At 54.8% G+C, this 26,355-nt stretch carries 22 protein-coding genes and 3 tRNA genes; 17 read left to right on the top strand and 8 right to left on the bottom strand.

Features of this window, described 5'->3' with window-relative positions:
* Positions 1 to 58 precede the first annotated feature (58 nt).
* On the bottom strand, positions 59 to 502 hold the full coding sequence (gene rimI, locus QWJ20_RS07370; protein WP_249715553.1) for a ribosomal protein S18-alanine N-acetyltransferase: 444 nt from the start codon (positions 500 to 502) through the stop codon (positions 59 to 61).
* Positions 471 to 884 (bottom strand): DNA polymerase III subunit psi, encoded by a 414-nt coding sequence (locus tag QWJ20_RS07365; RefSeq protein ID WP_249715552.1) that lies wholly within the window; start codon positions 882 to 884, stop codon positions 471 to 473. The genes rimI and QWJ20_RS07365 overlap by 32 nt, the downstream gene beginning before the upstream one ends.
* A 159-nt stretch (positions 885 to 1,043) precedes the next feature.
* Between QWJ20_RS07365 and rsmC the strand changes: the two genes are divergently transcribed.
* Complete coding sequence (rsmC, locus tag QWJ20_RS07360) at positions 1,044 to 2,093, top strand: 16S rRNA (guanine(1207)-N(2))-methyltransferase RsmC (RefSeq protein WP_109410740.1); 1,050 nt, start codon at positions 1,044 to 1,046, stop codon at positions 2,091 to 2,093.
* Between the two features lie 16 nt (positions 2,094 to 2,109).
* Here the strand turns inward: rsmC and QWJ20_RS07355 are convergent, their stop codons facing one another.
* The gene (locus tag QWJ20_RS07355; protein ID WP_433992191.1) at positions 2,110 to 3,102 is read right to left on the bottom strand and encodes an aldo/keto reductase; all 993 of its coding nucleotides are present in this window, start codon (positions 3,100 to 3,102) and stop codon (positions 2,110 to 2,112) included.
* A gap of 113 nt (positions 3,103 to 3,215) precedes the next feature.
* Between QWJ20_RS07355 and QWJ20_RS07350 the strand changes: the two genes are divergently transcribed.
* From QWJ20_RS07350 to QWJ20_RS07335, 4 genes are all read left to right on the top strand, one after another.
* A complete protein-coding gene (locus tag QWJ20_RS07350) occupies positions 3,216 to 4,121 on the top strand; it encodes a LysR family transcriptional regulator (protein ID WP_433992190.1) in 906 nt (301 codons plus the stop codon).
* 103 nt (positions 4,122 to 4,224) lie between these two features.
* Positions 4,225 to 4,311: transfer RNA gene (locus QWJ20_RS07345), tRNA-Leu, on the top strand.
* 80 nt (positions 4,312 to 4,391) lie between these two features.
* A tRNA-Leu gene (locus QWJ20_RS07340) sits at positions 4,392 to 4,478 on the top strand.
* Positions 4,479 to 4,521: 43 nt separating this feature from the next.
* Positions 4,522 to 4,608: transfer RNA gene (locus QWJ20_RS07335), tRNA-Leu, on the top strand.
* A gap of 145 nt (positions 4,609 to 4,753) precedes the next feature.
* Here the strand turns inward: QWJ20_RS07335 and QWJ20_RS07330 are convergent.
* Together QWJ20_RS07330 and QWJ20_RS07325 are read right to left on the bottom strand one after the other, a co-directional pair.
* Positions 4,754 to 5,044: a DUF1435 domain-containing protein gene (locus tag QWJ20_RS07330; protein WP_029369019.1), complete on the bottom strand. Its 291-nt coding sequence runs from the start codon at positions 5,042 to 5,044 to the stop codon at positions 4,754 to 4,756.
* Between the two features lie 106 nt (positions 5,045 to 5,150).
* Positions 5,151 to 6,053, bottom strand: a complete 903-nt coding sequence (locus tag QWJ20_RS07325) for a LysR family transcriptional regulator (protein ID WP_433992189.1) — start codon at positions 6,051 to 6,053, stop codon at positions 5,151 to 5,153.
* Between the two features lie 129 nt (positions 6,054 to 6,182).
* On the opposite strand from QWJ20_RS07325, the gene budA reads away from it, so the two are divergent.
* From budA to QWJ20_RS07310, 3 genes are all read left to right on the top strand, one after another.
* Positions 6,183 to 6,965: an acetolactate decarboxylase gene (gene budA, locus QWJ20_RS07320; RefSeq protein ID WP_433992188.1), complete on the top strand. Its 783-nt coding sequence runs from the start codon at positions 6,183 to 6,185 to the stop codon at positions 6,963 to 6,965.
* A gap of 21 nt (positions 6,966 to 6,986) precedes the next feature.
* Positions 6,987 to 8,666: an acetolactate synthase AlsS gene (alsS, locus tag QWJ20_RS07315; RefSeq protein ID WP_433992187.1), complete on the top strand. Its 1,680-nt coding sequence runs from the start codon at positions 6,987 to 6,989 to the stop codon at positions 8,664 to 8,666.
* 133 nt (positions 8,667 to 8,799) lie between these two features.
* A complete protein-coding gene (locus tag QWJ20_RS07310; RefSeq protein WP_174871908.1) occupies positions 8,800 to 10,266 on the top strand; it encodes an alpha/beta hydrolase in 1,467 nt (488 codons plus the stop codon).
* 44 nt (positions 10,267 to 10,310) lie between these two features.
* On the opposite strand, the gene fucO is transcribed toward QWJ20_RS07310, so the two are convergent.
* Positions 10,311 to 11,462 carry a lactaldehyde reductase gene (gene fucO / locus QWJ20_RS07305; RefSeq protein ID WP_433992398.1) on the bottom strand — a complete coding sequence of 384 codons (1,152 nt, stop codon included), beginning with the start codon at positions 11,460 to 11,462 and terminating at the stop codon, positions 10,311 to 10,313.
* Between the two features lie 552 nt (positions 11,463 to 12,014).
* Here fucO and gcvT point away from each other — a divergent pair.
* The 9 genes from gcvT (at position 12,015) to QWJ20_RS07260 (ending at position 22,390) form a co-directional block, all read left to right on the top strand.
* Entirely contained in the window at positions 12,015 to 13,130 is a 1,116-nt protein-coding gene (gcvT, locus tag QWJ20_RS07300) for a glycine cleavage system aminomethyltransferase GcvT (protein ID WP_433992186.1), read from the top strand.
* 59 nt (positions 13,131 to 13,189) lie between these two features.
* A complete protein-coding gene (gene gcvH, locus QWJ20_RS07295) occupies positions 13,190 to 13,582 on the top strand; it encodes a glycine cleavage system protein GcvH (protein ID WP_095701601.1) in 393 nt (130 codons plus the stop codon).
* Positions 13,583 to 13,685: 103 nt separating this feature from the next.
* The gene (gcvP, locus tag QWJ20_RS07290) at positions 13,686 to 16,559 is read left to right on the top strand and encodes an aminomethyl-transferring glycine dehydrogenase (protein WP_433992185.1); all 2,874 of its coding nucleotides are present in this window, start codon (positions 13,686 to 13,688) and stop codon (positions 16,557 to 16,559) included.
* Positions 16,560 to 16,708: 149 nt separating this feature from the next.
* A complete protein-coding gene (locus QWJ20_RS07285; RefSeq protein WP_120358711.1) occupies positions 16,709 to 17,179 on the top strand; it encodes a GNAT family N-acetyltransferase in 471 nt (156 codons plus the stop codon).
* A gap of 178 nt (positions 17,180 to 17,357) precedes the next feature.
* Positions 17,358 to 18,230, top strand: coding sequence for a carbohydrate ABC transporter permease (locus QWJ20_RS07280; protein ID WP_433992184.1), 873 nt, complete (start codon positions 17,358 to 17,360; stop codon positions 18,228 to 18,230).
* Complete coding sequence (locus QWJ20_RS07275) at positions 18,220 to 19,140, top strand: carbohydrate ABC transporter permease (protein WP_433992183.1); 921 nt, start codon at positions 18,220 to 18,222, stop codon at positions 19,138 to 19,140. Before QWJ20_RS07280 ends, QWJ20_RS07275 begins: the two co-directional genes overlap by 11 nt.
* Before the next feature lie 37 nt (positions 19,141 to 19,177).
* Positions 19,178 to 20,002, top strand: coding sequence for a phosphodiesterase (locus tag QWJ20_RS07270; RefSeq protein ID WP_433992182.1), 825 nt, complete (start codon positions 19,178 to 19,180; stop codon positions 20,000 to 20,002).
* Entirely contained in the window at positions 20,002 to 21,090 is a 1,089-nt protein-coding gene (locus QWJ20_RS07265; RefSeq protein ID WP_205594972.1) for an ABC transporter ATP-binding protein, read from the top strand. Before QWJ20_RS07270 ends, QWJ20_RS07265 begins: the two co-directional genes overlap by 1 nt.
* A complete protein-coding gene (locus QWJ20_RS07260) occupies positions 21,083 to 22,390 on the top strand; it encodes an ABC transporter substrate-binding protein (protein ID WP_433992181.1) in 1,308 nt (435 codons plus the stop codon). Before QWJ20_RS07265 ends, QWJ20_RS07260 begins: the two co-directional genes overlap by 8 nt.
* Before the next feature lie 221 nt (positions 22,391 to 22,611).
* Here the strand turns inward: QWJ20_RS07260 and QWJ20_RS07255 are convergent, their stop codons facing one another.
* Complete coding sequence (locus QWJ20_RS07255; protein WP_109410755.1) at positions 22,612 to 23,874, bottom strand: MFS transporter; 1,263 nt, start codon at positions 23,872 to 23,874, stop codon at positions 22,612 to 22,614.
* A 269-nt stretch (positions 23,875 to 24,143) separates the two neighbouring features.
* Entirely contained in the window at positions 24,144 to 26,288 is a 2,145-nt protein-coding gene (locus QWJ20_RS07250; protein WP_433992180.1) for an alpha-galactosidase, read from the bottom strand.
* Positions 26,289 to 26,355 lie beyond the last annotated feature (67 nt).

Here is a 26,355-nt window from a genome sequence, read left to right as displayed (position 1 = left end):
CATTATGGCACCCGCTGCCTTCCTGAAACTCGAATTATTTGGAGTATAGATAAAGGTGTTAGCCGAGCGGCAGCGCCATGAGAATGGCATCTTCCCGGCCTTGTGCCGTGGGGTAGTAATCCCGGCGCACGGAGACTTCGTTAAATCCCAGACTTTCATACAGCGCGATGGCGCGTGTGTTTGACTCGCGGACTTCCAGCCACAGCGTCAGAATTCCGCGTCGCTCCATTTCGTCGATCAGGTGTTCCAATAGCTGGCGACCCAATCCCTGACGCTGGTGATCGGGATGCACCGCGATGTTGAATAACGTCGCTTCATCCAGCACGACCTGCGTGATGGCGTACGCAGCAAGCTGCCCGTCATGTTCCAATTTCAGGTTGAAATAACGTTCACCCTGATTGCTGATAAACGTCTTTTCCGACCAGGGAAAAGCGTGGCTGACTTGTTCAATTTTAAAGGCTTGTGCCAGGTCAGCTGGCGTCAGAGAAGATATCGTGTTCATGTTCACAGATCTGTTGCCACAGCGCCCGTTTGGCGTCGGCATTTTGATAAAGTTCGGAAAGCAGAGGGCTGGAAAGCTGAACGCCCTGTAGCGCAATGGGTTCCGCGATGCCCAACCGCCAGCTATGGCAGCGTGCATCGGCGGGCAGCATCTCAATCTGCTGTGGCGTCAGGCGATAGGCTTGCGCAGGCGTGAGCGCCAGACTGCGCAGAACGTCGGTCAACAGCGGTTCATCATCGGCCAGCGGCTCGGCGGAGACGATTACCAGACGCACCTGTTCGGGCAGACTGACGGCGATTTCGCCTTGCAGCACTGTCGGGCGACGCAGCGTCCACTGCGTAATCCCCAGTTGCTGTAGCAGCCTGTCACGTCTTGATTCCATGCGTTATCCTGTCTGGCGTGCGAGAAAATAATTCGTGCCTATGCTAACAAACCCCGTCAGGCTGCGCCAACGTCGATGCGGTTATTTCCTCTCCGCTCTGCAACTTCGGGGACGAAGCGTATATAATCCCCCGCTCAATGATTAAGGAGCCGTAGCCCGATGTCCGCATTAACCCCCGCCAGTGAAGTCATACTGCGCCATAGTGACGAATTTCTTTCACGCCGAGTTCTGTTTGCCGGTGATTTGCAGGATACCCTGCCCGCGCAATTTGAGGCGGCGTCGGTGCGTGTCCATTGCAACCAATATCACCACTGGCAACAGATGGCAAAGCCACTTGGGGATAACGCTCAATATGGTCTGGTCGCGGATGCGGCGCTGGTGGCAGATAGCGACACGCTGATTTATTACTGGCCGAAGAGCAAACAGGAAGCAGAATTCCAACTGCGTAACTTGCTGTCCCTGATGCCGGTCGGTGCGGAAATCTTCGTTGTTGGGGAAAACCGCAGCGGCGTACGTAGTGCTGAACCCGTGCTGTCTGACTTCGTTGAGCTGGCAAAAATCGACAGTGCACGTCGCTGTGGGCTTTACCACGGTCGGATTGACAAGCAGGCCAGCTTCACGCTGGATGATTGGTGGGACGAGTATGTGACGGACGACGTGACCGTCAAAACGCTTCCGGGCGTCTTCAGTCGCGATGACCTGGATCCGGGTAGCCGACTGCTGCTGTCTACGTTTGAGCCGCACATGAAAGGCAAAGTGCTGGATATCGCTTGTGGTGCAGGCGTGCTTGCATCGGTACTGGCGAAACAGTCACCGAAAATCCGCCTGACGTTGAGCGATGTCAGCGCAGCCGCCGTTGAATCCAGCAAGGCAACGCTGGCGGCGAATGCGTTAGAAGGCAGTGTGATTGCGAGTAACGTCTACTCAGACATCGACGGTCGCTTCGATATGATCGTGTCTAATCCGCCATTCCATGACGGCTTGCAGACTAGCCTGCAAGCCGCTGAAATGCTGATTCGTGGTGCGGTGACCCATTTATCGATTGGCGGACAGCTGCGCATCGTCGCTAACGCCTTCCTGCCTTATCCAGCGCTGTTAGATGCCGCCTTTGGTAGCCATGAAGTGCTGGCGCAGACCGGGCGCTTCAAGGTATACCAGGCCATCGTGGGCCGCCCGCCGCGCAAAGGCACTAAAGGCCGTCGTCGGTAATTACTGATACTTCCTTTTACTGATTCAGTGCTGCCATACTCTCCTTGCCGTAGCGTTCACCTGCTGCGGCATCGGGCGGGAAGATGGCATCAATGGCGGCCAGTTCCTCTTTCGTCAGCGTGACATCCAGCGCTGCGACGTTCTCTTCCAGATAGCGGCGGCGTTTAGTGCCAGGAATCGGCACGATATGTTCACCCTGTGCCAATACCCACGCCAGCGCCAGCTGTGATGGCGTAACCTGCTTTTCCTGCGCCAGTTGGTTGATTTTCTCTACCAACTGCAGATTTTTACCGAAATTTTCCCCCGAGAAGCGTGGATTGGTACGACGGAAATCGTCGGCGGCCAGGTCGTCTGGGCTGCGAATCGCGCCGGTCAGGAAACCACGCCCCAATGGGCTGTAAGGCACAAATCCGATACCCAAACGCTCACAAGTGGGCAGAATCTCGGCTTCCATATCGCGGGTCCACAGTGAGTATTCGCTCTGTAACGCCGTAATAGGGTGCACGCGATGCGCACGTTCCAGCGTGGTGACGGAGGCTTCACTCAGGCCGATGTAACGAATCTTGCCTTCCTGAACCAGCTCGGCCAGCGTGCCGACCGTCTCTTCAATGGGAACGGTTGGATCGATGCGGTGCTGATAGTAAAGATCGATAACGTCCGTACCGAGTCGCGTCAGGCTGCCTTCCACCGCGCGGCGGATGTAGTCCGGTTTACCGCAGACGCCGCGTGCATTGGGGTTTGCCGGATCGCGGATGATGCCGAACTTGGTCGCCAGGAAGACCTGCTCACGCTTGCCTTTTATCGCTTTGCCGAGCAGTTGCTCGTTGGTGTGGGGGCCATACATGTCGGCGGTATCCAGCAGCGTGACGCCCAGTTCCAGTGCGCGATGCAACGTGGCAATGGATTCTTTTTCATCCTGCGCCGTGGAATAGAAATCACTCATTCCCATGCAGCCCAGCCCAATAGCCGACACCTGCGGGCCGTTCGCGCCTAATTTGCGTTGTTGCATTGTCATCTTCCTCATCTCGTTGGCAGTGCAAGCAGTCTGGTTGTTTATCCAACAAAGATAAATACTGCTTTTTATGCAACACTATTCAGAAATAACTAACAATGGTGGCAGCGATGGATCACATTCAGGCGATGCGGGTTTTTGTGCGTATTGTCGAACTGGGCAGCTTCAGCCGCGCAGCGGAGCGACTGACGCTGCCACGCGCGACGGTGAGCAACACCATCAAACAGCTTGAAGCTCGGCTGGGAGTTCGTTTGCTGCAACGCACGACCCGTCAGGTGCAGATCACCGATGAAGGGCGCGTTTATTATGAACGCTGTCTGCAATTGCTCGCGGAAATTGAAGAGATCGACACGCTGTTCACGCAGCAAAAGCAGCAGCCGGTGGGTAAAGTGCGGGTAGATATGCCGCATTCGCTGGCGCGGGAAATCGTCGTTCCGGCGCTGGGCGAATTCTACGCGCGCTATCCGCAGGTGACGCTGATGCTGAGCGCCAACGATGCGGCGATTAATGTGCTGCGTGAAGGTGTCGACTGTGTGCTGCGCGCCTGGCAGACGGACGACGAAACGCTGGCAACCCGCCATTTGCCGTCAATGCCGCAGATGACCTGTGCGTCGGCCGACTATCTGGCGCGATACGGCGTGCCGCGTTCGCTTGATGAGCTGTCGGGGCATCAGATGGTTGGCTATTTCTCTCTGCGTACCGAACACCGTTATCCGCTGGAATTCATGTCGGGTGATGAGTGCATTACGCGTATGTTGCCCGGTGCGTTGCAGGTTAACGGCACCGATGCTTACATCGCCAGCGCGCGTGCCGGGCTGGGGATTATTCAGGCACCGCGTCGTGGCCTGCGTCCGTTTCTGGAAAGTGGGGAACTGGTGGAGATCCTGCCGGAAATGCCGCCGCCTGCGATGCCACTTTACGTGATGTATGCGCCCGGTCGTTTTCTCGCGCCACGGATTCGGGTGTTTATAGAATGGCTCGATGAGCTCTTTACGCGCAACGCTGCAGCGAGATGACGATTTTTGCAGCAAACCCCGCATTCCAGAGGAAATAATCATTGACGTGAACGCGAAAACCTCTAGAATTCGCCCCCGTAGTGATATTGCGTAAAGCAGTGTTGCGAAGGTGGCGGAATTGGTAGACGCGCTAGCTTCAGGTGTTAGTGTTCTTACGGACGTGAGGGTTCAAGTCCCTCTCTTCGCACCAACATCATTACAACGGTTCTGGTTTGTCGAACCGAAGCAGTAAATCAGTGTTGCATGACACAGTTATTACATGACAAAGTTGCGAAGGTGGCGGAATTGGTAGACGCGCTAGCTTCAGGTGTTAGTGTTCTTACGGACGTGAGGGTTCAAGTCCCTCTCTTCGCACCATGTCGTAATAGATTTACCGTATAAGACAAACAACGTTCTCAGTGCGAAGGTGGCGGAATTGGTAGACGCGCTAGCTTCAGGTGTTAGTGTCCTTACGGACGTGAGGGTTCAAGTCCCTCTCTTCGCACCACAGACTTGCTCTGTACTCCCCTGATTTTCCCCCTATTTATTCTCTTTTATCCCGTTTCTGGCTTTTCTATACCTGTTCGTTGTTCGAAATTCTGATTCTTTGCATTTTGCCACGTCTACTTATCCATTTACTGATCAACGTACATTTACAGCGTCGTCAGGTTAAACGTGACGGACAACGCCGCCAAACCGCCAGCCAGTGCAATGCAGGATGGCAGCAGTAAATAGTGGCGTAAGCGTTGATGGAACAGCATGACAAGCGTCGCCAGCAGGGCGATGGCGATAATCACTTTCAGATGTGTCAGGTTCAGGTTGAGCAGTGCCAATAGCGGCATGATGGCACAAGGCAGCAGCACGCCCCACGCACTAGACAGATGCTTCCCCATACACCAACTCACACCCCATAGCCCGCAGGCTGTGATCATTGCTGTCAGCATTTTTCCACCCGTCAAAAATGATAATGATAACTAATATCATATAAGAATTTATATCAATTACTAGCTTTTTGACGAGCAGATGGTTGGAATTTTCTACCTAGGCGCGTTAATCGGGATGTTGAGTGCTTAAATGCTGGCGTATCAGGTGGATCATATTCACGATAGTGGGCGATCGTTCATGTTTGCGCCAGATAGCCGCAATTTGTGTATGGATTTCGGGCATGCCGATATCATGATAGGTCACATTATCCGCCTTAATACAGGCGAGAGATTCCGGCACAAGCGTGATGCCGAAGCCTGCGGCGACCATCCCGATGGTGGCCATTAACTGCGGAGCAAATGGGCTGGGTCTAGGGCCATAGCCTGACAGATAGCAGGTGCGGATAATCATATCGTGCAGCCCCGGACACACCTCGCGCGGGAAAATAATCAGTGGTTCCTGACGCAGTTCGCTGAGTGAAATCTGTGCTTTATGGCTAAGCGCGTGTCCAGCGGGTAACACCAGCTTCATCGGCTCTTCGGCCAAAATTTCCCCATTAATATCATCACTGAGATCGCAGGGTAGGCGCAGAAATGCGATGTCGATATTGCGTTCTTGCAGCGCCGTGATGAGCGCAGCTGGATTTTCCTCCTTTGGCAGCGGCTGAACGTGTGGATGCTGCTGACAGTAACGATGCAGCAGCGCAAGCACGGTCGGATGGAACATGGCCGACGGCGAAAACCCCACGTTCAGGCTACCTTTCTCACCTCGCGCAATGCTTCTTGTCCGCGCGATTGCCGAATCGGTAAGCTGCAAAATCTGACGTGCATCTTCATACAGCGCCTGTCCCGCTTCCGTCATTTCTACGCCGCGCGTCAGGCGCTTGAACAGCGGTGTACCGATCTCCTGCTCGAATTTCTTGATCTGCTGGCTGAGAGGCGGCTGTGACATCCCCAGATTTTCCGCTGCACGCGTGAAATGCCGCGCTTGGGCAACGGCGACAAAATAGCGCAGATAACGTAGCTCCATTTACGTAACTCCATATGTTTCCGATCTTGAAATGACCTGAATGGCATATTGGAATTTTGTCCTCTTCCGCGTCAATCTTTATCTAAAGATTAGTAATGTTTAAGTAATAGGTGCGGTGAGAAGGAAGGTATGAAAACGAATGTCGGTGATCAATCCTGTGAAGAAGCCTTTGCTAGCTACGTCTATGACTTTCGGCGACAGCATGCAGATAGCGTTATTTATCAAACCTCATTAATGAGTGGACTAATAAATGGCGTATACGAAGGTAGCCGAACGATGGCTGAATTACTGAAGCATGGCGACTTTGGATTAGGAACATTTAATAGTTTGGATGGGGAACTGGTTGCCTTAAATAGCCAGATTTTCCAGCTGTTATCCGATGGCAGCGCACGGGCGGCAAAGCCGGAGCAGAAAACGCCGTTTGCGGTGATGACGTTCTTTCGCCCGACAGAAACGATCCGTTTTGATCGCTGGACCTCGCGTGCAGACGTACATCGCCAGATCGATGAGATCGTGGGAACGGACAATCTGTTCTGTGCTTTGCGGATTGATGGGGATTTTCGCTGCGTTGAAACGCGTACCGTCCCCCGACAGTGCCGACCTTATAAACCGATGCAGGAAGCGATTGAAGGGCAACCAACATTTCATTTTGAACACCGTAGCGGCAGCGTTATTGGTTTTCGTAGTCCAGCTTACACTCAGGGAATTAATGTCGCGGGTTACCACGAACATTTCATTACTGACGATCGCCAGGGCGGCGGCCATATTCTGAATTATGACGTCGACCACGGCACGCTGACGTTTGGTGTGATTGCCAAACTGATCGTCGATCTGCCTCAGGATCGGGAATTTCTCAATGCCGATCTGTCCTCAGAAAACCTCAACAGCGTCATCAAGTCAGTAGAGAGTTAGTCATTTCATCGGAGTCATGTCATGGAAAAGTCCACCGAAAAGCAAAGCTGGAGTAGCGGAGCCGAGCTGATTGTAAAGCACCTGGAAGCGCAGGGCGTGAAGCATATTTTTGGTATTCCCGGCGCAAAAATCGATCGCGTGTTTGATGAGCTGGAAGACTCAACGATCCAAACGATCCCCGTACGGCATGAGGCGAACGGCGCGTTTATGGCGGCGGCGATAGGGCGTCTCACGGGGAAAGCGGGGGTGACGCTGGTGACGTCTGGCCCCGGTTGTTCAAATTTAGTGACTGGGCTGGCAACGGCGACCGCAGAGGGAGATGCCGTTGTGGCGTTGGGCGGAGCGGTTAAGCGGGCAGATAAACTTAAGCTGACGCACCAGAGTCTGGACACCGTCAGCCTGTTTCAGCCAGTCAGTAAATTCAGTGCGGAAATCACGGCATCCAGTGCGATTTCTGAAGTGCTGGCGAATGCGTTCCGAGCAGCGGAGAGCGGGCGTCCGGGGGCGGCGTTTGTCAGCCTGCCGCAGGATATCGTCAATGAACCGGTCATTAGCCCGGTGCTGGCGTGTCCGAACTTGCCATTGCTAAACGGCGCGCCGCATAGCGACATTGCCGAAGCGGCCAAACGGCTGCGGCAGGCTAAAAATCCGGTGCTGTTGCTCGGATTAATGGCCAGCCAGCAGGAAAATGCGCAGGCGCTGCGTCGTTTCCTTCACCATAGCAAACTCCCCGTGACCAGCACGTATCAGGCTGCTGGCGTGATCGATCAGCAGCAGTTCGATCACTTTGCCGGACGTGTCGGATTATTCAACAATCAGGCTGGCGATAAGCTACTGCAACAGGCGGACGTGATCGTGACCGTAGGTTACAGCCCGATTGAGTACGATCCGGTTTTGTGGAATAGCGGTAAGGCGACGCTGATCCACATCGATGTGCTGCGGGCGGAGATCGACAGTGCTTATCGTCCCGATATTGAGTTGCTGGGGAATATCGCGATGACGGTGGACACGCTGAATACCTGCATCAGCGAACCGTTTATCTTGTCTGCTGATACACGGTTCGTATTGCAGGATCGTCAGCGCCAGCGTCACGATCTCAGTACGCGCGCGATCGACATGGCGGGGTTTGCGATCCACCCTCTGCGTCTGGTGCGGGCGATGCAGGATATCGTGAATGAGGATGTCACGCTGTGTGTAGATATGGGGAGTTTCCATATCTGGCTAGCGCGTTACCTGTATAGCTTCCGGGCGCGACAGATTCTGATGACCAACGGCCAGCAGACGATGGGTGTGGCGCTACCGTGGGCGATCGCCGCATCGCTGGTGCAGCCCGGCAAAAAAGTGGTGTCCGTCTCCGGCGACGGCGGGTTTATGCAGTCCAGTATGGAGCTGGAAACGGCAGTGCGCCTGAAAAGCAATCTTCTGCATATCATCTGGGTGGATAACGGCTACAACATGGTGGAAATCCAGCAGTTGCACAAATACCACCGTCCGGCGGGCGTGTCGTTTGGGCCGATTGACTTCAAAGCGTATGCGGAAGCATTCGGTGCTAAAGGGTTTGCGGTGGAATCCGCGGATGAACTGGTCAGCAAACTCCGTCAGGCGATGGACGTTGACGGCCCTGCCGTGATTGCGATCCCCGTTGATTATTCCGATAACCACTGGCTGATGGAGAATCTAAATATTAGCGTGCTGATCTGATAGTGCAGGTAATCACCCGCCTGTGTGGTATCGGGCGGGAGTGTGTCGTGTTTCCCTAAATAATACTGTGTGTCTGCATGATTTTCTTTAGAATCATCTGCATCGCTACACGGTAACGGTAAGGGAAACGAGCATGCTAATGAAATCAGCCCGGCGCATTGTCAGACGTGGGCTCATTGTGATTGGGGTGATCGCGATGACGCTGCTGGCTATTCGCGTTTATGATACGCAAAGCGGGCCGCCGCTTGCACCCTGGCATACCTATGTGCCGGATGAACTGTCCGCTGATGAGTTGGATAAAAGCGATTGGACTGCGTATGTAAAGCAGGAAGCACTCATCTTCCAGCAAGTTAATCAGCACGTCACGCAGGAATTGGACGAAGATGAACAGCGTCCGGTCAACCGCTACTTTTCGGGTAGCCCGGTTTATCCTGGGAAATTTCAACATGATTGGAATCGTTCCTATGAACTGTCGCCGGAAGGGGAACTGAAAGGCGCGGTAGTGATGTTGCACGGCCTGACCGATTCCCCCTACAGCTTGCGACATGTTGCGGAGCGTTATCGCCAACGTGGTTTTTTCGTGGTCGGGATTCGTTTACCTGCCCACGGGACGGTGCCGGGGGCGCTGACCGATGTGGAATGGGAAGATTGGCTAGCGGCTACGAGGCTTGCTGTGCGTGAAGCGACGTCACACCTGACGATGCAACAGGGCCAAAGGCTGCCGCTACATATTGTCGGCTTTTCCAACGGCGGTGCGCTGGCGCTGAAGTACGCACTGGATGCGTTAGATAATCCCGCGCTGGTGCGCCCTGACCAGCTCATCCTCATTTCCCCGATGATCGGTATTACCAGCTATGCGCGCTTTGCGGGACTGGCTGGGTTACCCGCGATCTTTCCCGCCTTTGCCAAATCTGCTTGGCTGGGTATTTTGCCGGAATTTAATCCCTTCAAATACAATTCATTTCCGGTAAATGGTGCTCGCCAATCCTGGCTGTTGACGCATGAACTTCAGAGTCAGCTAAGCCGTAAAGCGCAGGCGAGCACGTTGGTCAATATGCCGCCGGTGCTGACGTTCCAGTCGGTGATGGATTTCACCGTTAGTACGCGTGCCGTTATTACGGCGTTCTATAATTTGTTGCCTGCTAACGGCAGTCAGCTTGTACTCTTTGATGTAAACCGTACCGTTAATTTTGGCCCGCTTCTGCGTGAGTCAACGAATGGTGCTGTCAGCCAACTGCTACCTGCCGCTCCACGCCATTACGATACAACGGTGATATCCAATGCTGTCCCGCATAGTTCGCGTGCCGTAGCGTTTGACGTCGCCGCGGGGACGACGCAAGAACAGACGCGCGAGCTGGGAATGGATTATCCATCTGACGTGTATTCACTATCGCATGTCGCGCTGCCGTTCCCGGATTCAGATTCGCTGTATGGCCGTTTCTCACAGAACCCTACCGAGTTTGGCTTGCCGCTGGGGAAAATTACCCCAAGAGGAGAACGTGCTGCGCTGGTGGTCGATCTGGATACGCTGCTGCGACTGTCATCGAATCCGTTTTATCCCTACTTGATCCAACGTATTGAAGAGAAAATTCCACGATAGTGAACGGCCACCCGCGGGATATCGCGGGTGGCGTTGAGATATTCTCAATAAATAGATCGATACAGTGCTTTAATCTCATCGATATTCGTATCGCGCGGGTTGCCGCCCGTACAAACGTCATCAAAGGCGGCCTGTGCCAGTGCGGGAATATCCTCTTCTCTTACTCCCACATCACGCAGCCTCGGTGGAATATCTACATCGTGGGAAAGCTGCCTCACGGCGTTAATTGCGGCTTCCCGTGCTTGAGCAATCGGCATCTCTGCCGCGCCTTTTACCCCCATTGCCACGGCGATGTCTCGGAATTTTTCACCAGTATAATCCGCGTTGTAGGCCATGATATGCGGCAGCAGGATGGCATTGGCTACGCCGTGCGGGGTGTTGTAAAACGCGCCAAGCGGGTGCGCCATACCGTGTACCAGCCCAAGCCCGACGTTCGAGAATCCCATGCCAGCGATGTATTGCCCCAGCGCCATCTCTTCCACGCCTTTTGGTTTCCCAGCGACGGAATCGCGCAGTGAACGGCTGATAATCTCAATGGCCTTCAGATGCAGCGTATCGGTCAGTTCCCAGGCGGCTTTGGTGGTGAAGCCTTCAATGGCGTGCGTCAGGGCGTCAATCCCCGTAGCGGCTTTCAGCGAGGCAGGCATGCTCATCATCATGTCGGGATCGACGATAGCGACAATCGGAATATCATGCGGATCGACGCACACGAATTTGCGGCGTTTTTCTTCATCCGTGATGACGTAGTTGATAGTGACTTCTGCGGCCGTGCCGGAGGTGGTCGGGATCGCGATTATCGGGACGGCAGGGCGACGGGTGGCCGCAACGCCTTCCAGACTGCGGACATCGGCGAATTCAGGGTTATTGATAATAATCCCGATAGCCTTGCAGGTATCCTGCGGTGAGCCTCCGCCAACCGCGATCAGGTAATCGGCCTGCGATGCCTTGAAGCGTTCGACGCCCTTTTCCACCACGGCGATGGTTGGGTTGGGAATCACTTCATCGTAGATATCGTAGGGTAAGCCTGCTGCATTCAGCTTCGCCGTGACGTTGGTCGCGACGCCAAATTTTACCAAGTCCTTGTCCGTCACCAGCAGCGCTTTTTTGAACCCCCGCCGCTTCACTTCATCGACGATGTGGGCAATTGCGCCCGCGCCAAAGTAGGACGTTTCGTTAAGGATCATTCTGTTAGCCATCATCTATCTCCTAATCACGTTTGATTTTGATAAAGCGAAAAATACATGCCGCGCAATTCCTTGCTATTAGTGTGGGATAAATCGGTTATCAGCGCCTTCCGTCAGGTGCCATGTCATCTTGTTCGCTGGCACTGAGGTAAAGACGCCTGAGAAGCGGTTCACAGAATGCAGCGTAAGGGAGGGAGTCAGTCTGGGGGGCGTTGTTGGTTTTTGATTGAAAAAATCTAATTTAGGTTTGTTTTTATCATTATATTATCTAATCCGAATGGCGTTTTCAGTTGCGTGTCAATGCCTGCATTAGCCAGTTTTAATGTCATTAATTTGTGGTTTTCTCTGATTTAAATAATTTACGTGCTTGTTTTTGTCATTTATTAAGAATATTACGCTGCTTTGTTTTTTGTGGGCGGCTCGACTTTCTTTGTCTTCTATATAATTTATCTTATGACTAAGAGAGTGGTTTAACCTGCGCGTCGGTGGTAAGTTCAGTCATAAGATATCGTTTGCGCAGTGTGTTTTATCGCCTGAACGCCATGCGCTGAAGAGGGATGAAGAATGGCAAAGCAGACCCCGTTGCACCAACAACATCTGGCCGATGGCGCCAAAATGGTGGATTTTCACGGCTGGATGATGCCGCTGCATTACGGTTCCCAGTTGGATGAGCACCACATTGTGCGTCGGGAAGCCGGCATTTTTGATGTCTCCCACATGACCATCGTCGATTTGCACGGCGCGAGAACGCGTGAATTCCTGCGCTATCTGCTGGCGAATGATGTCGCCAAACTCACACAGCCAGGCAAAGCGCTTTATAGCGGCATGCTGAATGCCTCCGGCGGCGTCATCGACGATCTGATCGTTTATTTTCTCACGGAAGACAATTTCCGACTGGTCGTGAACTCCGCGACCCGTGAAAAAGATCTCGCCTGGATCGAGCAGCATGCTGCACCGTTCGGGGTTGAAATCCGTGAGCGCGACGATCTGGCGCTGGTCGCGGTGCAAGGCCCGCAGGCGCAGGAAAAAGTGCAAGAAATCCTGAAGGCAAAAGGCCTGAGTGATGCAGACGTGGCTGCTGTCGCCAGCATGAAGCCGTTTTTTGGCAAGCAGGCGGGCGACTTCTTCGTTGCCACGACGGGTTATACAGGCGAAGCCGGTTATGAAATTGCGCTGCCGAATGAGCAGGTGGTCGATTTCTGGCAACAACTGCTGACTGTTGGCGTGAAGCCATGCGGACTGGGCGCACGTGATACGCTGCGGCTGGAAGCGGGGATGAACCTGTACGGTCAGGATATGGATGAAGGCATTTCGCCGCTGGCGGCCAATATGGGCTGGACAATCGCCTGGCAGCCGGAGGATCGCGAGTTTATCGGACGTGAAGCATTAACGCATCAGCGCGAAAAAGGGACCGATCAACTGGTTGGTTTAGTGCTGACGGAAAAAGGCGTATTGCGCAATGATTTACCTGTGCGCTTTACTGATAGTGATGGCGCGATGCGAGAAGGGGTCATCACCAGCGGATCGTTCTCGCCGACGCTTGGCGTGAGCATAGCGCTGGCGCGTGTTCCGGTGGGGATTGGTGAACAGGCGATTGTGCAGATTCGTCACCGTGAACTGCCTGTCCATGTGACCAAACCCGGCTTTGTCCGCGCCGGAAAAGCCATCGTTCAGTATTAATAGCCGCTTGCCTGTAAAGATAAGCGCACGGGATTAACGACTTTAGGAAAGGGGATGCAATGAGCAATGTACCAGTAGAATTAAAATACACCACGTCGCACGAATGGGTACTGCACGAGGGCAATGGTGTCTACAGCGTGGGCATTACCGAACACGCGCAGGAGCTTCTGGGTGATATGGTCTTTGTCGATTTACCAGAAGTTGGCACGGTCGTCGCCGCAGGCGATGACTGTGCGGTGGTAGAGTCGGTAAAAGCGGCGTCGGATATTTATGCGCCCATCAGCGGTGAGATCCTAGAAGTTAACGAAGATCTGGAAGGCTCCCCAGAGCTGGTCAACAGCGCGCCTTATACCGATGGTTGGCTGTTCCGCATCAGAATTTCTGATGAGTCTGATTTGGACGAATTGCTTGATGCCGAAGGCTATCAGGCGTCGCTAGAAGAAGACGAGTAGTTATCGCGCCCCCGGTTTTGCTGAACCGGGGGCGTTTTGTTTTATTCGCCCGCGTCATCTTTCAGCGCGGCAGCGATCACGATTAATGCAGGAAATTACTGTAATGACCCAGACACTCAGTCAACTCGAACATGACGGCGCGTTTATCGAGCGCCATATCGGTCCTTCCGTCAGCCAACAGCAGCACATGCTGTCGGTGGTCGGCGCGACGTCGCTGGATGCGCTGATCCGCCAGATTGTCCCGGTGGACATTCAATTGCCTAGCCCGCCAGCGGTGGGAGAGGCGGTGACGGAACATGAAGCGTTAGCTGAGCTGAAGGCCATTGCAGGACGCAATCAACGTTATAAAAGCTACATCGGTATGGGCTACAGCGCGGTGCTGATGCCGCCAGTGATTTTACGCAACGTGCTGGAAAACCCAGGCTGGTACACCGCCTATACGCCGTATCAGCCGGAAGTTTCTCAGGGGCGTCTTGAGGCACTGCTGAATTTCCAGCAGGTTACACAGGATTTAACCGGGCTAGATTTGGCCTCTGCTTCGCTGCTGGATGAAGCGACCGCGGCGGCGGAAGCGATGGCGATGGCGAAGCGCATCAGCAAACTCAAACAGGCCGAACGTTTCTTCGTCGCCGACGACGTGCATCCGCAAACGCTGGACGTGGTGCGTACCCGTGCAGAAACTTTCGGTTTTGAGATTGTCATTGGTAAGGCGGAAGAAGCGTTGAAAGACGATGCGGTGTTCGGCGTACTGCTGCAACAGGCAGGGACGACGGGCGAACTGCACGATTACAGCGACCTGATGGCCGCACTGAAAGCACGCAAGGTCGTCAGCTGCGTGGCGTCCGACATTATGGCGCTGGTGCTGTTGACCGCACCGGGCAAGCAGGGCGCGGATATCGTCTTCGGCTCCGCACAGCGCTTTGGCGTGCCGATGGGCTACGGTGGGCCACACGCGGCGTTCTTCGCCTGCCGTGATGAACATAAACGTGCTATGCCGGGACGTATTATCGGCGTGTCGCGCGATGCGGCAGGCAATACCGCGCTGCGCATGGCGATGCAGACGCGTGAACAACACATTCGCCGCGAGAAGGCGAACTCCAATATTTGTACCTCGCAGGTGTTGCTGGCCAACATTGCGGGGATGTATGCGGTATTCCACGGGCCGGAAGGGCTTAAACGTATCGCAGGACGTATCCATCGTCTGACCGATATTCTGGCGGCGGGATTAACGCAGGGCGGGCTGCTGCTGCGTCATCGCAGCTGGTTCGACACGCTGACTATCGAAGTCGCGGACAAAGACGCGGTGCTGAGTCGGGCATTAAGTTTTGGCATCAACTTGCGCAGCGATTTGGCGAGTGCGGTAGGCATCACGTTGGATGAAGCGACCACGCGTGAAGACGTGCTGGCGCTGTTTGCCGTGCTGTTAGGCGACGATCACGGGTTGGATATTGACGCGCTTGATGCGGCTATCGGTCAGAAGGTGGCAACGATCCCTGCTGGGCTGGTGCGCCACGACGCGATCCTGTCGCATCCGGTGTTCAACCGCTATCACAGCGAAACCGAGATGATGCGCTACCTGCACCGTCTGGCGCGTAAGGATCTGGCGCTGAATCAGGCGATGATCCCGCTTGGTTCCTGCACCATGAAGCTCAACGCGGCGGCGGAAATGCTGCCGATTACCTGGCCGGAATTTGCCGAGCTGCATCCATTCTGCCCGACGGAACAGGCGCTGGGCTATCGTCAGATGATCGAACAGCTATCGGGCTGGCTGGTGCAATTGACGGGCTATGACGCGATTTGCATGCAGCCCAACTCAGGCGCGCAGGGTGAATACGCGGGGCTGTTGGCGATCCGTCGCTATCATGAAAGCCGCAATGAAGCTGGCCGCAATCTCTGCCTGATTCCTAGCTCCGCCCACGGTACTAACCCAGCATCGGCGCAGATGGCGGGGATGGACGTGGTAGTGGTCGCCTGTGACAAGCAGGGCAATATCGATCTGCACGATCTGCGTGAGAAAGCGCAGGCGGCGGGCGAACAGCTTTCCTGCATCATGGTGACCTATCCATCCACTCACGGCGTCTATGAAGAGACGATCCGCGAAGTGTGCCAGATCGTGCATCAATATGGCGGTCAGGTGTATCTGGACGGTGCGAACATGAATGCGCAGGTTGGCATCACGACGCCGGGCTACATTGGCGCAGACGTCTCGCACCTGAACCTGCATAAAACTTTCTGTATTCCGCACGGCGGTGGCGGGCCAGGCATGGGGCCGATTGGCGTGAAAGCGCATCTGGCACCGTTTGTACCGGGTCATCAGGTGGTCAAAATCGAGGGTGTGCTGACGGAACAAGGCGCGGTCTCTGCAGCACCGTTCGGCAGTGCGTCTATTTTGCCGATTAGCTGGATGTACATCCGCATGATGGGCGCGGAAGGGCTGAAACAGGCTAGCCAGATGGCGATCCTGAACGCCAACTACATCGCGACGCGCTTGCAGCAGGCGTATCCGGTGCTCTACACCGGCCGTGACGGTCGCGTGGCGCACGAGTGCATTCTGGATATTCGTCCGCTCAAAGAGAGCACGGGTATCAGCGAGATGGATATCGCCAAGCGCCTGATCGACTACGGTTTCCATGCGCCGACCATGTCATTCCCGGTAGCGGGCACGCTGATGGTGGAACCAACGGAATCGGAAAGTCAGGTAGAGATCGATCGCTTTGTTGACGCGATGCTGGCGATCCGTGCCGAAATCAACCGCGTTGCGCAGGGTGAATGGCCGCTGGATGACAATCCGCTGGTCAATGCACCACACACGCAGGCGGAGCTGGTGGCTGACTGGGCGCACCCGTACAGCCGCGAGCTGGCGGTCTTCCCGGCAGGCAGCGAACACAAATACTGGCCGAGCGTGAAGCGTCTGGACGATGTGTACGGTGACCGTAACCTGTTCTGCTCGTGTGTGCCGATGAGCGATTATGCGTAATTAACCGCGATCGTTGAGATGGTTACTGCCAGTGATGTGATAGGCGGACACTGAGTTATCGAATTAACGATAGTTTTCAGATACCGCCTTGTATCACCTAATCAGTTAGGCATAAGCAGTGGGTAGGGATAGCCCACAATGGAGATAAAATGAAAGTCAGACTTGCAGAACCTGATGAAGCAGAAGAATGTTGGGAGATCAGGAATCAGGCTATCCGCCATGGATGCAAGAGCAGCTATGAAGCGACAATTATTGCAGCATGGACACCAGAATCCATGCCGGAGGGATACAGGCGAGCTATTGCTACTAACCCGTTCTTTGTTGTTGTGGATTTAGATAACAGACCGGTTGCTACAGGTTTTCTCGATATTTCTTCTCGCAGTGTTGAGGCTATTTTTACCTTACCTGAGTATGTTGGGAGAGGGTTGGCTGGAATGATTCTTGACGCTATAAAGAATGAGGCACGCGAACGTGGTTATGAGCAATTAACATTATCCTCAACCCCTAATGCTCACTCTTTCTATCAAAAGCATGGTTTCCTGTTTCAGCAGGAAAGCTTATATCAATCCACTCTTACTGGGAGTGAGATGCGCTGTATAGATATGGTTTTCAAATTGTAGTATTGGCTGCTTTGCGGCTTGTATGGCGCTAGCTCATTGTTGTACTGAATTTAACCCCTCAACTTAGCCAGCGAATTATTTACTTTCGAAAACAAACTGTCATTAAACTGACGCCCCACTGACACGCTAGCGTTCTAGGGTAAGGCCTCTGTGTTTCACACTGAGCGACCTTTGAGTTATGCGTGCAAAATGCTTTCCCTATCTTGTGCTGTTGCCGACGCTGGTTTTTTTGCTTGCCTTCACCTATTTCCCCCTGTTGCGCTCGGTCATCGACAGCCTGTATGACACCCGGCTGAATGCCGATACGCCGCTGTTTGTCGGGATGGATAATTTTGTACGTCTGGTGCAGGACGCAGTGTTCTGGCAGGCGTTGCTGAACAATGTGCTGTATATCCTGATGACGGTGGTGCCCGGCGTGCTGTTGGCGCTGTTGCTGGCGGTGCTGCTGTGGGAAAACACGCGGGTTAACCGCTGGCTGCGTACTGCTTTCTTCTTTCCGATGATTATTCCGCTGGTGAGTGCTGCGACGCTGTGGCTGTTCATCTTTATGCCGGGGTTGGGGCTGCTGGATTACTATCTGGCGAAAGTATTCGGCCCGATGAACAACAACTATCTCGGCATGAGCGACAGTGCGTTGGTCGCAGTGAGCATCATCGGTATTTGGAAATTCGCCGGTTACTACATGCTGTTTTTTCTCGCCGGTCTGCAAGCCGTTTCAGCCTCTGCACGCGAGGCGGCGCTGATGGAAGGGGCTTCACGGCGTCAGGTGTTTTTCTACGTCACGCTGCCGCTGCTGCGGCCGACTATCGCCTTTGTGGTCACCATCGCTTTTATCTACGCCATTACCCAGATCGACCATGTTGCCGTGATGACGCGCGGCGGGCCGAATAATGCGACGACCGTGCTGCTCTATTACATCCAGGATCTGGCGAATGACACGCACGATCTGGGTAAAGCCTCTGCGGCCACCTTCCTGACGCTGGCGATACTGTTCGCCTTTTCCATTATGAATCTGAAAGTGCTGGAGAAAGGGGCGCACTATGAACGTTGAAAATCCGAGCGTTGATCACCCGAATGTTGAGAACCTAAGCGTTGACGTTCGGCATGTTGCAAACCGCAGCGTTGCCAATCGCCATCCGCTGCGCATTACGACGCGGTTCACACTGCCGCTGTTGCTGATTTGCGCTGCGTTACTGTGGGTCAGCCCGTTTATCTGGATGCTGTCTTCTTCCGTCAGCACCAGCAGCTTTGGCGTGGACATGGCCTCGCTATTACCGCGTCTCCCACTGACGCTCGATAACTTCCGCGATGCGTGGGACAGCGCTGACTGGTTACGGCTTTACACCAACACGCTGATCTTTGCGGTCGGCACGTTTCTGGTACAGCTGGTGACGATCACCACGGCGGGCTACATCTTTGCCTATCACGAATTTCGCGGCAAAACGCTGCTGTTCTACCTGCTGTTGATTCAAATGATGATCATGCCCGTCGTCATGATGGTGCCGAACATGATGACGCTCAAACAGCTCGGCCTGCTCAATACCCTGACCGGCGTGATGATGCCGTATTTCGCCTCGGCATTTGGCGTATTCCTGATGCGTCAGGCGTTTCTCAATATCGCCAAAGAGATCGAAGAAGCCGCGTTGATGGAAGGCTGTCGCTGGTGGCAGGTGGTGTTTCACGTCCTGATCCCGATGACCTGGCCGTCGATTTTGGCTTTTGCCACGGTCAGCATTACTTACCACTGGAACGAATATCTCTGGCCGCTGATGGTGCTCAATGACCCTGACAAACAGGTGCTGACCATCGGGCTGGTGTCGTTTGCTATGGGCGCGGAATCTGGCGGGCAGTGGGGATTGATCTGCGCGGGTACGCTGCTGGTGTGCCTGCCGTTGATGGTGGCTTTTGTGGTGTTCCAGAAGCAGTTCCTGAGCAGCTTCGGCTTCTCGGGCATTAAGTGAATCGCCAACGGGCGAAATAACGATAGAGGTGGTGGTTATGTTGCTGGCACAAATTTCCGATCTGCATTTTCGCAGTGAGGGGCGCAAGCTCTATGAATTTATTGATATTAACGGAGAAAACGCCAAGGTCATTAACCAGCTAAACGCGCTGAGCGAGCGGCCGGACGCGGTGGTGATTAGCGGCGACATCGTCAACTGCGGAAGCCCGCAGGAGTATCAGGTGGCACAGCGCGTGTTGCAGATGCTGGATTACCCGATGTATGTGATTCCGGGCAATCATGATGATAAGCAGCATTTCCTCAATGCAATGCGCCCGCTTTGCCCGCAGTTAGGCGATGATCCCGAGAACATCCGCTATGCGGTGGATGACTTCCCGATGCGCCTGCTGTTCATCGATACGAGTTTGGCTGGGCAGGCGAAAGGCTGGTTGACGCCGTCCACGCTGGGCTGGCTGGAGCAGCAGTTGCAGGAGCACTCAACGCGCGAAACGGCGATCTTCATGCACCATCCACCGCTCCCACTGGGATCGGCACACATGGATCGGATCGCCTGCGAAAACGGAAGTGAGCTGCTGACGCTGATCGAGCGTTTCCCGCAGCTTACGCGGATCTTCTGTGGACATACGCACCGCCTGATTATGACGCAGCATCGGCAGGCGATTATCGCCACCGTGCCGGGTACCGTCCATCAGGTGCCGTATTTCTACTATGACGATACGTCGTACTACAACCTGGAACCTGCCAGTGTGGTCATGCACCGCTATGTGCCAGTCACCGGGCTGGTGAGCTACAGCCAGTCGATCACCTCGTACCCTGGGCCTTACCTCTACGATCCGCGTATCAGCTGTCCGGTGGATGCGTAATGGCAGTGATTCAGTTACGTAATATCAGTAAACGCTTCGAGCACATGCAGGCACTGGCGTCGCTGTCGCTGGATATCGCTGACGGCGAGTTTCTGGTGCTGGTCGGGCCGTCTGGCTGCGGCAAAAGTACGCTGCTGCGTATGCTGGCCGGTCTGGAAGACGTGAGTGATGGGCAAATCCTGCTGGGTGACGACGACATTACGACGTGGAGCCCGAAGCAGCGTAATTTCTCGATGATCTTCCAGAACTACGCGTTGTTTCCGCACCTGACGGTCGAGCAGAACATCACTTTCGGGATGCGGATGCGCGGTGAGCCGAAAGCGGAATACCCACAGCGCGTGCAGCGCGTTGCCAGCCTGCTCCAGCTTGAGCCACTCCTGAAACGCAAGCCGGGGAAACTGTCCGGCGGTCAGCGCCAGCGCGTAGCAATGGCGCGGGCGATCGTGCGCGATCCGCGCTTGTTTTTGATGGATGAGCCGCTGTCGAATCTGGATGCCCGTCTGCGCAGCGACGTGCGGGACGGCATTATGGATCTGCATCGGCAGCTGAAAACGACCACCGTTTACGTCACGCACGATCAGATCGAGGCGATGACGATGGCGGACAGAATCGCCGTGCTGGATCGCGGCGTGCTGCAACAGGTTGGCACGCCGGAACAGCTGTATTCTCACCCCGCGAATGTCTTTGTCGCCGGATTTATCGGCACGCCTGCGATGAATATGGTGACGCTGCCTTGTGCTGATGGACTGGCATTTCTACAGGCATTGTCTGTGGCGCTGCCCGCCAGTGAAGAAACGCGTTCATTAACTAGTGTGCTGCTCGGGATCCGCCCTGAGCATATTACCGAACACGCCGCGTCAGACGGCGACTTGTCATTGTCGGGAACGGTGAAGCAACGGGAGCTGTTTGGCGCGGAGTATCTGATTCATGTGGATACGCCGTTGGGAAATATTCGTTACCGTCGGCCAAATCGCGATGGCGTGCCGGATGTCGGCGCCTCCATTGTGCTTCATTTTTCACCGCAGGATTGTCATTGGTTTTCCGGGCAAACCGCCCGTAATTTATCCCAGGAGAAAAGAAATGCGTAAGCCCCGTATGATGGCGCTGGCGATAGCCTTGCTGATGTCCGGCCCTGTGCTGGCGAAAGAGAGTATCGATTTCATGTTTCCCGCGCCGGTTGATGGCAAGCTGACGATGGAAATGACGCGCATCATCAAGGAGTACAACCAATCGCAGGATCAGGTTGAAGTGCGTGGGATCTTCACCGGCAATTACGACACGACGAAGGTGAAAGCGGAAGCCGCTGCTAAAGCGGGCGATCCTCCGGCGCTGGTAATTATGTCGGCAAACTTCACTGCCGATCTGGTCATCAAAGATGAAATTCTGCCGATGGATGAGCTGTTCAAATACGGCAACGAAAAGGCCACGCCATTCCTGACCAAAAATTTCTGGCCTGCACTGCATCAGAACGCGCAGGTGATGGGCGTAACTTATGCGATCCCGTTCCACAACTCGACGCCGATCCTTTATTACAACGAAGACATGCTGAAGAAAGCCGGTTTCAACGAACCGCCGAAAAACTGGGATGAAGTGATTACGGTTGCGAAGAAGCTGACTGACCCAGCAAAAGGGCAGTGGGGCATCATGATCCCGTCCACGAACGACGACTACGGCGGCTGGATGCTGTCTGCGCTGACGCGTGCCAACGGCGGGGCGTATTACAATGCCGACTATCCGGGCGAAGTGTATTACAACACCGCATCAACCAAAGGCGCGCTCCAGTTCTGGCGCGACTTAGTGTATCGCGACAAAGTGATGCCCGCTGGCGTGCTGAATTCCAAACAGATCAGCGCCGCGTTTTTCTCCGGCAAGCTGGGGATGACGATGCTGAGCACCGGCGCGCTGGGCTTTATGCGTGAAAACACCAAAGATTTCCAGCTCGGCGTGGCGATGATGCCGGAAAAAGAGCGTCGTGGCGTGACCATCGGCGGGGCAAGTCTGGTGAGCTTCAAAGGGATTTCTGAAGATCAGAAGAAAGCGGCCTGGCAGTTTATGAACTATCTGGTCAGCCCAGAAGTGAGCGGAAACTGGAGTCGTTTTACCGGCTACTTCGCCCCGCGCATGGCGGCCTACGATCTGCCGGAAATGAAGGACTATCTGGCGAAAGATCCGCGTGCGGCCATTGCGCTGTCACAGCTGCAATATGCCCATCCGTGGTACGCCACCTATGAAACGGTTGCAGTACGCAAAGCGATGGAAAATCAGCTGGCGGCGCTGCTAAACGATCCGGCGAAAAAGGTCGATGACGCTGCCGCTGCCGCACAAAAAGAGGCGGATGGCATCATGAAGCCTTATGTGGATAAAACGGCGTTGCGAGACGTGAAATAACACTATCCCCGCCCAGTTGACACTCATTCAACGGGGCGGGGTGAGCGTTGAAAAACGGTTCTGAGCGATTTAGATCGTTAACAAGCCTATTTGCAGAACGAAAACGGTGATAATGGGATAGAAGAGTAAAGCGTCCGCGCCAGGGATGGCGCGGCTCGAGCTTACAGGGAGGTACTTGCAGCGTCTTTACGATCTACCCATTATCACCGCTCGACTCACCTTTAATGCGCAGCCTGAGAGCTCATCCCCGCCGAGCTACGTGACGATGACAGCGTAAAAGCGGAGATCGCGGTAAAGGTAAGCGCGATGCCGCCCAGAATAAGGTAAGTCTGGTTGAAGCCGATGCGGTCGTACAGATTGCCTGCGACGGAGGAGAGGAATATCGCCATAAACTGCTTGGCGAACTGGAAGCCCACCAGATAAATCGTGGCCGACAGGCGCGAATCAAACGTATTGGCGATGTATTTGAAAATCCCGATAAGCAGCAGCGGTACTTCGAAGGCGTGCAGCATTTTCAGTATGATCACCTCCGTGATGGAGGTGGCACAGGCCGATCCCAAAATCCTGATCGACATAATCGTTCCCGCCACCAGAAGCGCATTTTTAGCGCCGATCCGGTTAATAAGCCACGGCGTACAGAACATCACCAGCGCATTTGCTGCTTCCCCTGCGGTGGTGACAAAACCAAAGATCTGGTTGCCCTGTTCCTGCGAGCTAAAGAATGATTTAAAGAAATTAGCGAATTGTTGATCGTAGACGTCATAAATACAGGCGACGCCGACCACGTACAGCACCAGTAGCCAGAACTGGCGATTGGCCAGCAATCCTAACGCCATCTTCACACTAAAAGGCGAGGCGTTGGCCCCGAGTGAATCCATGACGGCGGCGGTCGGGTTGCTTTCCGTCTTCGCCAGACACAGCAACACGATCAAGATAATCGCCGAACCGGATCCCATCCAGAACACAATATCGGGATTGATGTTAAACAGCATACCCGCCGTTGAGGCGCAAATACCCCAGCCAAAACAGCCAAACATGCGCGCCTTACCGTACTCAAAGTGGTGCTGTCGGCTGATGCGTTCGATGTAGGCTTCAATGGCTCCGGCTCCCGCGCTGAAAGAGAACCCGATATACAGGCCGCCGACTAAAGCACCTAGTATCACGTTGATTTTTAACAGCGGAGCGAAGACATACAGAAAGAAAGGGGCAAAAAAGAGCAACAGCACAGAGATCACCCATAGCAGGTGCTTCTTCATGCCCAGCTTATCGGACAGGATGCCGAGGAAAGGCTGAAACAGGATCGCGAACAACGACAGGAAGGAAAAAACGATGCCAGTATCGGTCTTGTTGAGCCCGATAACGTCCGCCAGCCAAATTGGCAAAAACGGAAAGCACGTTGCCATGATAAAGAAATAAAGAAAGAAGAACGCGCCGAAAATCCAGAAGTTACGGTTGTTTTTGTAGTAGCACGAGGTTGTAGGCATCTTACTTTCCCTCTAAAGGGTATACCCGTCATACTTCAAGTTGCAGGTGTGTTGGCTGCGCTTAAATACTCGGCCCGTCGTGGGCCTCGCCCTAAGGGCCGCTGCTAGCAGCGTTCAAATCTGCTCCCGGCAGATTTGTCACCCGAATCACTTACTTGAGTAAGCTCATCGGGATGCCTTCTCTTGCCGCCTGCCTGCAACTCGAATTATTTAGGGTATAGGTGTGTGGTTATGTGTTGGTGTTCCATGATTGCTATACAGCAAAAAAGCTAGCTGCCAGCGGTGTCCGGCACCGCGGAAAGCGCGACCAGAATGGCGGTTTCCGGCGTCAGGACGGGCAGGGCAAGGCCGGCCTGCATCAGCCAGTCGCCGGAAACCACGATTGGCTGACGTAACCAAGGCGGGAGCTCACGCATGGTGCCGCCGCCTTCACGCACCGTTTTGATTTCCGGGCCGTCCAGCAGCGTGACCTCATAACGTGCGTCGGGGAGCAGGCCGGGGATGCGGAGCGTCCCCGCCAGCGAATAATCCGGCATACGCAGCTGGGCGATCTGGAAAACGGCGTGCTGCCGATCGTTGCTCACCACGCCGGTGACCTGCACCGTATCGTCCGGCATCTCGACCCGCCAAGTGGTGCCGCTGTGCAGCAGCGGGCGCAGCGTTTTGTGCAACTGGATGTAGTGGCGATAGCCTTCCAACTCGTCGTCGTCAGCCTTCACGGGATCCAACTCGATGCCCATGTGGCCGAACAGAGCCGTCAGGCCGCGAAAGGCGATGGTATGACGCCGATAGGTGGCGTGGCAGCGGGCGTGCCCGATGTGTTGCCCCATGACTTCTGGTGGAAAGAAGTAGCTCATGCCGCGCTGGATAGTCTGGCGCTCTAACGCATCGTTGTTATCCGACACCCAGAAGCGCTGAGTACGCTCCAGTACGCCGTAGTCGATGCGGCCGCCGCCGGAGGCGCAGGATTCAAATTCAACATGGGGAAAACGCTGGCGTAGGGTATCGAGCAGACGATAGAACTGTCGGGTTTGCGCATCGGCGGCCAGACGCCCTTCATGTCCGGGTTGCACCAACTCGCGGTTCATATCCCACTTCACATAATCGACCGGGTGCTCACCCAGTAGCCAGCTAAGTCGCTCCAGCAGATAAGCGAAGGCCTCAGGCTGGTTTAAATTCAGCACGTACTGGTAGCGGCCTGTTGGCTGTGTGTAGCTGGGCAATTGCAGCACCCAGTCAGGATGGGCGCGGAACAGGTCGGAATCGGGATTGATCATCTCCGGTTCGACCCAAATGCCGAACTCCATCCCCAAGGCTTTGACGTGCTCAATCACTGGCATCAGCCCGTTAGGGTACTTTTCCTCGTCCAGATACCAGTCGCCGAGCGCGGCTTGGTCGTGGTGACGCCCACGGAACCAGCCGTCATCGATAATGAAGCGCTCTACGCCGACGTCGGCAGCTTTGCTCGCCATCTGCATGATGTACTCGGGGTCATGATCGAAATAGATCCCTTCCCACGTATTGAGATGTACCGGGCGTGGCTTATCGCCGCTGAATTGGATCAGGGACTGGCGCAAGAAGGTGTGATAGCGCTGGCTCATGCCGTTTAAACCGGCATCGGAGAAGGCGGCGTAGACCCACGGCGTCGTGAGGGATTCCGACTGCGCCAGCGTGATTTCACCCGGCAGATACAAGGCTTCCGCCTGCACGACGCGGCGGCCATCCGTTTTGATATCGGCACGCAGGCGGTGGTTGCCGCTCCAGCCTAAATGCACGCCCCATACCGATCCACGCTGTTCGCTGAACGCGGACTCGCCGAGGATAAAGGCGGGGAAATATTCGTGGGAGCTTCTTCCTCGACGGTTTTCCTGAATAAAACCGCCGTGCTGCAACGTGAGGCGGTGAGCCTGAAACTCACGCAGCCAGCGGCCGTGGAATGCCATAACGTCGCTCGCCCGTTCCGGGACGGGCAGCGTGACGGCGAGGCGCTGTACTTGCCAGGCATCCGCACGCAGATTCTCTAGCGAGTGACGCAGTTGCAGGACGTCGGTCTGCGGATCCAGACGCAGTTCGCTGATCAGGCGTAGCCCTGCCAGTTCATCTTTCGCCGTGATGGTGAGCGTATTGCCCTGAACGTCAGCCTGCATCGTCGTGAAGATCGGCGCGGCGTCATAGCCTGAGCGGTGCCCCTCAATACCCGGCGAACCGAACTGACCGCGCCCGTATTCCATCGCCAGCGTTAGAGGAAGATCCACATCCAGACGACCGTTAGCGACGGGGCGTTGCAGAGAAACGATATCTTCTGGTGAAAAGCCGCGTAGCCGTGGCCCCCAGTAGAGAATTTCTGCCGCTGGAGCGCAGCGTACGATGACATCGCACTGCGCGCTGGTTAATTGAACAATATCACGCATCATGAGGAGGATTCCAAATTACGAAGAGTGGATCTCAGTGAAAGCTTAAACGTTTAAGTCATCAACTTAA

Source organism: Pectobacterium sp. S5 (assembly GCF_051707265.1).
In the GTDB taxonomy this organism is placed as follows: domain Bacteria; phylum Pseudomonadota; class Gammaproteobacteria; order Enterobacterales; family Enterobacteriaceae; genus Pectobacterium; species Pectobacterium polare.
The sequence above is the reverse complement of the archived record's forward strand: the minus strand, read 5'-3'. Positions and strand labels throughout refer to the sequence as shown.